This window comes from Brevundimonas sp. (assembly GCF_031082345.1).
GTDB lineage: Bacteria > Pseudomonadota > Alphaproteobacteria > Caulobacterales > Caulobacteraceae > Brevundimonas.
Genome location: NZ_JAVHLH010000114.1, coordinates 1 through 8,696 on the forward strand (window position 1 = coordinate 1; position 8,696 = coordinate 8,696).

An 8,696-nucleotide genomic window follows, 5' to 3' on the forward strand; every position below is an offset into this window, starting at 1 on the left:
CTCCGCGGGCTGCTGCGGCCGCGGCGCGGTGCGGGCCCAGGGCGGGCCGTCGGGGCGGGACAGATGGCGCTCGTAGTCCACGGCGGCGCCGGGCGCCGCGTAACCGGGGAAGGCGTAGCCGCTGTCGGCGAAATACGGATCGTAGCCCGCGCCATAGCCGTAGCGGTATCCGTACGGGTCGTTCTCGGACTGGCGGACGCTGATATCCAGCCGGCCGCTCTCCCCGATCGGCAGGGACACCGCCGCCGCGTAGTCGCGATAGCCTCCGGTGCCGACGCCGAGGCTGACCTCGCCGTGCGGCTGGCGATCGTCGCGCCACACCGGCGCGGCGTCATCGTAGGGGGTGGGGCCCGACGAACGGGCCGCCAGCCACTGCGCAATCTGCGCGTCGGTGCTAAGGCCGTGCGGAGTTGTCGACTGGGCGGCGCCGCTGACCGCCGGCGCGACCGGGGCCTCGGCGCCGTCGAGGACCACCATGGTGGCTGGCGCGGTGCTCATGGCGCTGTCCTGATCCGGACCGTCCGGAGACGGCGTCGGGGCGACCGCCAGGGCCGTCAGCAGCAAGGGGATCAGCATGGCGTCGTCTCCGGCGAGAAACCCAGCCTAGCCTCAAATGCGGCCAAGGTCAGGCCGACCCGTCGCCGCGGCCGAGCGGATCGGGCAGCGGCTCGCCCTCGGGGACGAAGGCCAGGGCCACGGAATTGATGCAGTAGCGCAGCCCCGTCGGCGGCGGACCGTCCGGAAAGACATGACCCTGATGGCTGTCGCAGCGGGCGCAGCGCGTCTCCGTCCGGGTCATGCCCAGCGACCGGTCGGTGATCGCCTTCACATGGGTGGGATCGACCGGCTCGGTGAAACTGGGCCAGCCGGTGCCGCTCTCGAACTTGGTCCCGGTGCGGAACAGCGGCAGGCCGCACTCGCGGCAGCAGAACACCCCGGCGCGCTTTTCGCCCAGCAGGGTGCCGCAGAACGGCGCCTCTGTGCCGTGGGCCAGCAGGACGCGCTTCTCCTCCGGCGACAGATCGGCCTCCAGTCGCGCCCGCGCTTCGTCGTCGGGCGGGGTCAGGTCGAAACCGGAAGGCGAGCGCAGGGTCGGGGCGATGTCGGGCATGGTTCCGAAATAGGAAGGGCCGGACGAGGGTGCCACCCCCTTCTCCCTCCCCGCCCCGGGGAGGGATGTCGGCGCGAAGCGGCGACAGGGTGGGGACGGCTCGCCGAAACGCGCTTCGGCGCTCCGGTCAGACGGCCGCCCCCACCCGGTCGCTGCGCGACCACCCTCCCCGGACGGGGAGGGAGAGACGAAAGGACCTCTGTGGCCTCAGACCAACTCCACCGCCATCGCCACGGCCTCGCCGCCGCCGATGCACAGGCTGGCCACGCCCTTCTTGCCGCCGCGCGCCTGCAACGCCGCCAGCAGGGTCGCCAGAACCCGCGCGCCGGACGCGCCGATCGGATGCCCCAGGGCCGTCGCCCCGCCGTTCACGTTCAGCTTGTCGTGAGAAATGCCCAGCTCCTGCATGGCGATCATCGGCACCACGGCGAAGGCTTCGTTGATCTCCCACAGGTCGACGTCCTCGACCGACCAGCCCGCCTTCTTCAGCGCCTTCTGCATCGCCGGCACCGGGGCGGTGGTGAACAGGCCCGGCTCATGGGCGTGGGCCGAATGGCTGACGATCCGCGCCACGATCGGCAAGCCCAGGGCCCTGGCCACGCTCTCGCGGGTCATGACCACGGCCGCCGCCCCGTCCGAGATCGAGGCCGAGGAGGCGGCCGTGATCGTGCCGTCCTTGGCGAAGGCTGGCTTCAGGTTGGGGATCTTCTCCGGCATGGCCTTGCCGGGCTGTTCGTCCTCGCTGACCGTCTCCGTCCCCTTGCGGGTGGTCACCTCGACGGGGGTGATCTCGGCCTTGAAGGCGCCAGAGGCGATGGCGTTGCGGGCGCGGGTCAGGCTCTCGATCGCATAGGCGTCCTGGGCCTCGCGGCTGAACTGATAGGTCCCGGCCGTGTCCTCGGCGAACGCGCCCATCGGCTTGCCGGGCGCATAGGCGTCCTCCAGCCCGTCCATCATCATCGAATCGACGATGACGTCATGGCCGATCCGGGCCCCGCCGCGGTGCTTGTTCATCAGATACGGCGCGCCGGTCATGCTCTCCATGCCGCCGGCCACGATCACGTCGGCGGTGCCGGCCGTCAGGGCGTCCGAGGCCATCATCACCGCCTGCAGGCCCGAGCCGCACATCTTGTTGACCGTGGTCGCCTCGACGTGGCGGCCGAGGCCGGCGCCCAACGCCGCCTGGCGCGCCGGGGCCTGACCCAGCCCCGCCGGCAGGACGCAACCCATATAGATCTGCTCGATCCTGGCCGGATCGATCCCGGCCCGCTCGACCGCCGCCTTGACCGCCGTCGCGCCCAGCTCTGTGGCCTTGGCGCCGGACAGGGCGCCCTGGAAACCGCCCATGGGCGTGCGGGCGAAGGAGCAGATGACGATCGGATCGGACATGACGGTACCTTGGGGAGGGCGTTGGAAAATCGGGGGGCTAGATCGGCCCTTTGGACGCTCGGCGCAAGCGTGGGCCTAGCTTGGGGTCATCGGGCCGCGGCGGGGCGCGTCTCCGCCCCAACTGCGGGCGGCGGCGACGAAGCCGAACTCCGGAAGACGATCCCGGTGCGCCTTCACCGGCGTGCGCATCAGGGTCCGGGCCAAGGCGTTCAGCGGCCCCAGCGGCGTCTCCGCCTCGACCCGCTCCAGCCACGCCGCCAGCTTCGGCCAGCGGGCCGCGTCGACATTGACCTGCACCGCACCGGCGTTGACGAAGGCCGGCGCCACGCTCAGGTCGGCGATCGATAGCGCGCCGAACAGGAAGCCGCTCTCCGGAACCTGGCTTTCAAGATAATCGAGGATGCCGGGCAGTTCGACGTCGCGGGCGTGCTCGACCTTCGCCTGGTCGACCTCTCCGCCGAGGTATCGGGGCTTCAGGGCGATCTCGAAGAACAGCCGCCAGCCCAGCACGTCGAACAGACGGGTGTCGGCGAACTCCTCCAGCCAGCGCGCCCTGGCCCGCTGCACCGGATCGGCCGGCCACAGCGACGGCCCGGGCCGGGTCTCCTCGATGTACTGGACGATGACGCTGGAGTCGCACAGCGTCACCTCGCCCTCGACCCACACCGGAATGCGGCGCAGCGGGCTGATACGGTCGAAGTCGTCATTGCCCATCAGGCCGACGATCGGATCCAGCTGCACCTCGACGCCCTTCATGGCGCAGGCGGCCAGCACCTTGCGCACATAGGGCGAGACCGGATTGCCGACGATGGTGACCGGCTCCATCGCTCAGGCGATCTCTTCGGCGGCCCGCTCGCGCGGCATCATCTCGCCGACCGTCGGACAGTCGCTGGCAAGGTTAAGCTGAATGTCCCGCGGCTTGACGATCTCGTTGCAGTGACCGCAGGCGATGCGCGGGGCCAGGTCATGGCCGCAGGTCGTGTGGATCATGGAGATTCCCGAATCCTCCTCGCCATAGACGTGCTTGGCCCCCCAGCCGTGCAGGGTGACCAGCACCCCGTACAGGTCCTTGCCCTTGGCGGTCAGGACGTACTCGTTGCGCGGCGGCCGCTCGGAATACAGCCGCGGCTCCAGCACCCCGTGCTGCACCAGACTTTTCAGTCGCGCCGCCAGCACGTTGCGGGCGACGCCCAGCCGCTCCTGCCACTGCTCGAACCGGCTGACCCCGTTGAAGGCGTCGCGGATGACCAGCAACGTCCACGGGTCGCCGATCACCTCCAGCGTCGCGGCGATCGAGCAGCTCTGGCGGGAGTAGTCTGCGGTGCGTCCCATGACGGTAAAGGTGACCCCGCGTCAGGCTTTTGGCAAGAGGGTTGCCAATCTAAACGCACTCAGTCAGTCTTGTTTGGCTACGGACGCGCGGCGAACCCCCTCCCCGACGTATCCGGATCCCTCGACTGGGGCGGAAGGTTTCGGTCTTCCGCCCGTCTTTCGCTCAAGATATTGCCGGACCCATGACGCAGACCCTCGCCGAGGCCCTGACCCTGACCGACGACGGCGCCGGGGGGCTGACCGCCCGCCTCGACGGCGTCTTCTCCAACGCCCCCCAGTCCGCGCCCCAGGAGCGCGGCGCGCCCTTCGGCGGCCTGATGGCGGCCCTGGCCGCCGGGGCCATGCGCCAGGGGCTGGGCCTCGAGACCCCGCTGCAGACCCTGACCATCCAGTACCTCGCCGCCGCCCGCTTCGAGGACATCGCCTTCCGCCCGGCGCTAAACCGCGGCGGCCGCAACGTCGCCTACGCCTCGGTCGCCGGCGGCCAGGGCGACCGGCTCGCCATCCAGGCGCTCGGAACCTACGGCCGCGACGTCGACGGGCCGGTCCTGACGCCCCTCGCCATCCCCGGCGGCCGGCCCGACGAGCTGGAGCCGACCCCGCTCGACACCGGCTTCGGCCCCTGGTTCACCCGCCACATCGACCACCGCTTCGTCGCCGGACCGAAACTGTTCCGCGAGAACGCCGGCGGCGCCCCCGAACTCGGCTGCTGGATGCGGACCGTCGACGCCGCGCCCCTCGATGAGGCCCGGCTGCTGTTCCTGCTCGACGGCCTGTACCCGACCTATTTCACCGCCTTGCCCGCGCCCCCGATCATCTCGGCCAGCATCGATCTCCGGGCCGACCTGCTGACCGCGATCACCCCGGAGACCTCGCCGGAGGGCTGGGCGTATTTCCACTTCACCAGCCGCGACGTCGGCGGCGGCTGGGCGGTCGAGGACGGCGTCGCCCACGCCCCCGACGGCCGCCCCATCGCCCTGGTCCGCCAGCGCCGCAAGCTGATGCCGTCGCGCGGACCTACTTCCTGACGTAGCGGTTCAGGAAGGCCAGATAGGCCTCCTGGGCCGTGATCCGGTTCTCCCGGCGCCGGAAGCCGTGGCCCTCGTCGGGGAACAGCACGTATTCGACCGGCACATTGTTGGCCCGGACGGCCGCGACGATCTCCTCGCTCTCGATCGGCAGCACCCGCGGATCGTTGGCGCCCTGCACCACCAGCATCGGCCGGCGGATGTTCGAGGCGTGGAACAGCGGCGAGATGCGGCGATGCCGCTCGGCGTCCGTCGCCGGATCGCCCATCTCGTCGAACAGGGCGTCCTTCTGGGCGCCCCACCAGGCCGGGATCGACTCCAGCGTCCGCACCCAGTTGGTCACGCCATAGATGTTGATGCCCGCGTCGAACGCCTCCGGATGGAAGGCCAGAGCCGCCGCCGTCAGGAAGCCGCCGTACGAGCCGCCCATCACCGCCACCTGGTCGTCCGCCACCCAGTCCTGCTGACGCAGCCACTGTCCCGCATCGACGATGTCCTGCAGGTCAGCCTCGCCGTGGGCCCGGTCGTCCATGTGGAAGAAGGTCTTGCCGTAGCCGGACGAGCCGCGATTGTTGGCCGCCAGCACGGCGTAGCCGTGATTGACCAGATGCTGGACCTGGGCCGAGTAGCCGCGGGTGCTCTGCCCGCCGGGGCCGCCGTGGACCATGACGATCGCCGGCGCCGGATTGGCCGCCGAGGCGCCCTTCGGGCGATACAGCACGCCGGGAATGATCGTCCCGTCCGATGCTGCGTAACGGATGACGACGGACTCGACCAGGTCGGCCTCGTTGATCGCGGGGCTGAGCGCGGTCAGCAGCCGCCGCGCCTGTCCGGTGGCGAGGTCGGCGGTCCAGACGTCGTTCGGCGAGGTGTCGGACGAGACGGTGAAGGCGATGCGGGTCTCGTCGGCGTTGTAGCGCACCTGGCCGATGTCGCCCCCGGGCATCCCGGTCAGCCGCACCGGCCGTCCCGTCGTGGTGTCCAGCAGGGTCAGTTCGGTCGAGGCGTCGGCGTTCAGCGCCGAGACGCGATACCGACCGGAGGGCGAATAGCTGACGAACTCCACGTCCCAGTCGGCCTGAATCAGCGGCGCCTTCTCGCCGGTCGCCAGATCATGGGTCCAGGCCTGCCAGAACTCGCCATGCGCATTGGTGCCGTAGACCAGCCGCCGGCTGTCGGGCGTGAAGGCGTAGGTGGCGTGGGCCACCTCGCCCTCGTGGGCGGTGACGAGGCGCGGCTCGCGGTCGCCCTGCAGATCGACCAGATAGACGTCGCTGTCCGCGCTGGTGACCGGCTTGTCGATGGCCAGCCAGCGCCCGTCGGGCGAGACGTCGGCGATCAAGACGCCGGGGTTCTCGAAAATCAGCCGGCCTTCATAGGTGTCGGCGTCATAGGCGTAGAGGTCGAACACCTCCGGATCGCGGGCGTTCGAGGTGATCCAGAAGGTGTCCCGCGCCGCGTTCCAGCCCAGCAGGTCCGCCTTGACGGTCTCGCCGGGGGTCAGGTCGCGGACCGTGCCGTCCAGTTCGCGAACGTAGACGTGGGTCAGTTCGCTCCCGCCCCCGCCGCTGTCGGCGGTCAGCAGCACGCGGCCGTTCTCCGGGAAATAGCTCTCGGCGAAGGTCGCAACCGTAGTCGAGGCGCTGAGCGGAACCGGCTCGCCTCCGTCGATCGGCAGGGCGTAGGCGTTGAACACCCCGGTCTGGTCGCTGGAGATCAGGACCGAGCGGCCGTCGGGCGAGAAGCCCAGTCCGGCGGGGCTGGACATGCCGTAGCTGCGGGTCTGGTAGAATTCCGCGGCGCTGTAGGTGCGCGGCGCCTCGGGCGTCGGCGCGGCCTGGACAGCCGGTTCGGCCCAAACCGGCGTGGCGGCCAGCGGCGCGGCCAGGACGAGCGTCAGGATCGACGCCATGCAGGCGTTGGTGGATTTCATCGGGAGCCCCTGTTGATCGAAGATGGTGATCGTCAGAGGGGTCAGGGGATCATTTCAGATGCGATCTGTCGCCGAATTAACCTCGGCGGCGTCCTGGCCTCATTCCAGCGGATCGCCGCGCAGCGCGATCAGCGGAATGACGATGTCTTCCTCGTCGTAGAGGTGACGGGCCAGCTGGGGCCCCGCCAGATCAAGGACTTCGGCCAGCCGTTCCACCCGGTCGCCGGCGTCCGTCGCCCGGCCCGCCACAGCCTCGTGAAGGGCCCGGCCCGTCCGGACCATGGCCTCGATGTGGGCGTGGATGGCGTCGTGGTCGCGGTCCAGCAGTTCGATGCCTGCGGCGATCCGCGGCTCCAGCTGCCGGAGCGCCGGGAAATAGTGTCCGCTCTCGATCCGGTGATGGCCGTCGAGGTGCTGCAGGAACTGCTGCAGCGCCGGGATCAGGGCGCGGTGCAGGGTGGACGCGTCGACGGCCCCGGCTCGCCACGCCTCGATCATGGCCCCCATTTCGGCCTGATGGGCGCGAAAGCCGCCGTGCATGTGCAGCCACCGTCGGGCCGTCGGGTGCAGCCCGTCGGTCGTCCAGCGCTCGCGGGGGAAGGCCTCACGGAGGTACAGGCAGTCGGACGGCAGGCCGACCCGCGACGCAAGCGCCAGCGGATCGTCCGGCGCTTCAGACAACGGCGGTGGTGGTCTGGATGAAGCCGCCGCCCAGCAACCGGTCGGGATCCGCCGGATCATAGAGGGCGCAGGCCTGGCCCGGGGCCACGCCTTCCTCGCCCGTCTCGAACGCCACCGACACGGCGCCATCCGCCATCGACAGGCGGGCCGGCGAGGGCGGGCGGGTCGAGCGGACGCGAGCCAGCACCGGTGCTCCGGCCGCGGCCGCCGCCTCGATGGAGGGCTCGTCGCCGAGCCAGTTGGTCTCGTCGAGGGTCAGGGCGGCCGTCAGCAGGGCTTCGCGGGGGCCGACGATGACGTGACGCCGGGCCGGATCCAGCTTCGTCACGAACAGCGGCTCGCCCACGGCGACGTTGAGGCCGCGCCGCTGCCCGATGGTGTAGTCGGTGATCCCCGAATGCGATCCCAGCACGCGACCGTCCATGTGCACGATCTCGCCCGCCTCCCGGCCTTGCGGGCGCAGCTTGTCGATCAGGGTGCGATAGTCGCCGTTGGGCACGAAACAGATATCCTGGCTGTCCGGCTTGGCCGCGATCCGCAGGCCCAGCTCGGCCGCCACGCCGCGCACCTGCGGTTTCTCCAGATCGGCCAAGGGGAAGCGCAGATAGTCCAGCTGATCGGCGGTGGTGGCGAACAGGAAGTAGGACTGGTCGCGCGAGTGATCGACCGCCTTGCGCATCTGCGGCCGGCCGTCGACGACCGAGCGTCTCACATAGTGGCCCGTCGCCATCGCCTCGGCCCCGAGGTCGCGGGCGACGTCGAGCAGGTCGCGGAACTTGACCGTCTGGTTGCAGCGAATGCACGGCACCGGCGTCTGGCCGGCCAGATAGGAGTCCGCAAACTGATCGATCACCGCATCGCGGAAGCGGCTCTCGTAGTCGAGCACATAGTGCGGGATGCCCAGCATCTCGGCCGCCAGCCGCGCGTCATGGATGTCCTGGCCCGCGCAGCAGGCGCCCTTCTTCTTGAGCGCCGCCCCGTGATCGTAGAGCTGCAACGTCACGCCGACGACATCGTAGCCCGCCTTGTGCAGCAAGGCCGCCACCACGGTGGAATCCACACCGCCCGACATGGCCGCCACCACGCGCGATCCAACCGGCAGGCCGACCGCCGCGCGCGCAGCCTCGATCGCCGCATCCATGTCGGCGCGGGCGATGGTCGGAACCGGGCAGATGTCCTCGGCGAGCGTCATGGCGCGCTATCTAGTGCGAAAGACGCGCGA

At 70.3% G+C, this 8,696-nt stretch carries 9 protein-coding genes; 1 reads left to right on the forward strand and 8 read right to left on the reverse strand.

Going from position 1 to position 8,696, the window contains the following annotated elements; genetic code table 11:
- The 5 genes from RDU12_RS08800 to RDU12_RS08820 form a co-directional block, all read right to left on the reverse strand.
- A partial coding sequence (locus RDU12_RS08800) for a hypothetical protein (protein ID WP_308684463.1) occupies positions 1-576 on the reverse strand: 576 nt, incomplete at its 3' end.
- Between the two features lie 49 nt (positions 577-625).
- Positions 626-1,111, reverse strand: a complete 486-nt coding sequence (gene msrB / locus RDU12_RS08805) for a peptide-methionine (R)-S-oxide reductase MsrB (protein WP_300291613.1) — start codon at positions 1,109-1,111, stop codon at positions 626-628.
- Positions 1,112-1,318: 207 nt separating this feature from the next.
- Positions 1,319-2,500, reverse strand: a complete 1,182-nt coding sequence (locus RDU12_RS08810; protein WP_308684464.1) for an acetyl-CoA C-acyltransferase — start codon at positions 2,498-2,500, stop codon at positions 1,319-1,321.
- A 75-nt stretch (positions 2,501-2,575) separates the two neighbouring features.
- A complete protein-coding gene (locus RDU12_RS08815; RefSeq protein WP_300289684.1) occupies positions 2,576-3,325 on the reverse strand; it encodes a glutathione S-transferase family protein in 750 nt (249 codons plus the stop codon).
- 3 nt (positions 3,326-3,328) lie between these two features.
- Positions 3,329-3,832: a helix-turn-helix domain-containing protein gene (locus RDU12_RS08820; protein ID WP_300289685.1), complete on the reverse strand. Its 504-nt coding sequence runs from the start codon at positions 3,830-3,832 to the stop codon at positions 3,329-3,331.
- A 182-nt stretch (positions 3,833-4,014) separates the two neighbouring features.
- Between RDU12_RS08820 and RDU12_RS08825 the strand changes: the two genes are divergently transcribed.
- Entirely contained in the window at positions 4,015-4,860 is an 846-nt protein-coding gene (locus RDU12_RS08825; protein WP_300289686.1) for an acyl-CoA thioesterase II, read from the forward strand.
- Here the strand turns inward: RDU12_RS08825 and RDU12_RS08830 are convergent.
- The 3 genes from RDU12_RS08830 to mnmA all read right to left on the reverse strand — a co-directional run bounded on the left by RDU12_RS08830 (position 4,850) and on the right by mnmA (position 8,666).
- Positions 4,850-6,793, reverse strand: a complete 1,944-nt coding sequence (locus RDU12_RS08830; protein ID WP_300289687.1) for a S9 family peptidase — start codon at positions 6,791-6,793, stop codon at positions 4,850-4,852. The genes RDU12_RS08825 and RDU12_RS08830 overlap by 11 nt on opposite strands.
- Positions 6,794-6,892: 99 nt before the next feature.
- Entirely contained in the window at positions 6,893-7,474 is a 582-nt protein-coding gene (locus RDU12_RS08835; RefSeq protein WP_300289688.1) for a hemerythrin domain-containing protein, read from the reverse strand.
- Complete coding sequence (gene mnmA, locus RDU12_RS08840) at positions 7,467-8,666, reverse strand: tRNA 2-thiouridine(34) synthase MnmA (protein ID WP_300289689.1); 1,200 nt, start codon at positions 8,664-8,666, stop codon at positions 7,467-7,469. The genes RDU12_RS08835 and mnmA overlap by 8 nt, the downstream gene beginning before the upstream one ends.
- Positions 8,667-8,696: the final 30 nt, after the last annotated feature.

Bases quoted from the DNA above. Each gene is read 5' to 3' on its own strand.
- RDU12_RS08820 (WP_300289685.1), bottom strand. From the start codon at position 3,832: ATGGGACGCACCGCAGACTACTCCCGCCAGAGCTGCTCGATCGCCGCG.
- msrB (WP_300291613.1), bottom strand. From the start codon at position 1,111: ATGCCCGACATCGCCCCGACCCTGCGCTCGCCTTCCGGTTTCGACCTG.
- RDU12_RS08810 (WP_308684464.1), bottom strand. From the start codon at position 2,500: ATGTCCGATCCGATCGTCATCTGCTCCTTCGCCCGCACGCCCATGGGC.
- RDU12_RS08825 (WP_300289686.1), top strand. From the start codon at position 4,015: ATGACGCAGACCCTCGCCGAGGCCCTGACCCTGACCGACGACGGCGCC.
- RDU12_RS08830 (WP_300289687.1), bottom strand. From the start codon at position 6,793: ATGAAATCCACCAACGCCTGCATGGCGTCGATCCTGACGCTCGTCCTG.
- RDU12_RS08815 (WP_300289684.1), bottom strand. From the start codon at position 3,325: ATGGAGCCGGTCACCATCGTCGGCAATCCGGTCTCGCCCTATGTGCGC.
- mnmA (WP_300289689.1), bottom strand. From the start codon at position 8,666: ATGACGCTCGCCGAGGACATCTGCCCGGTTCCGACCATCGCCCGCGCC.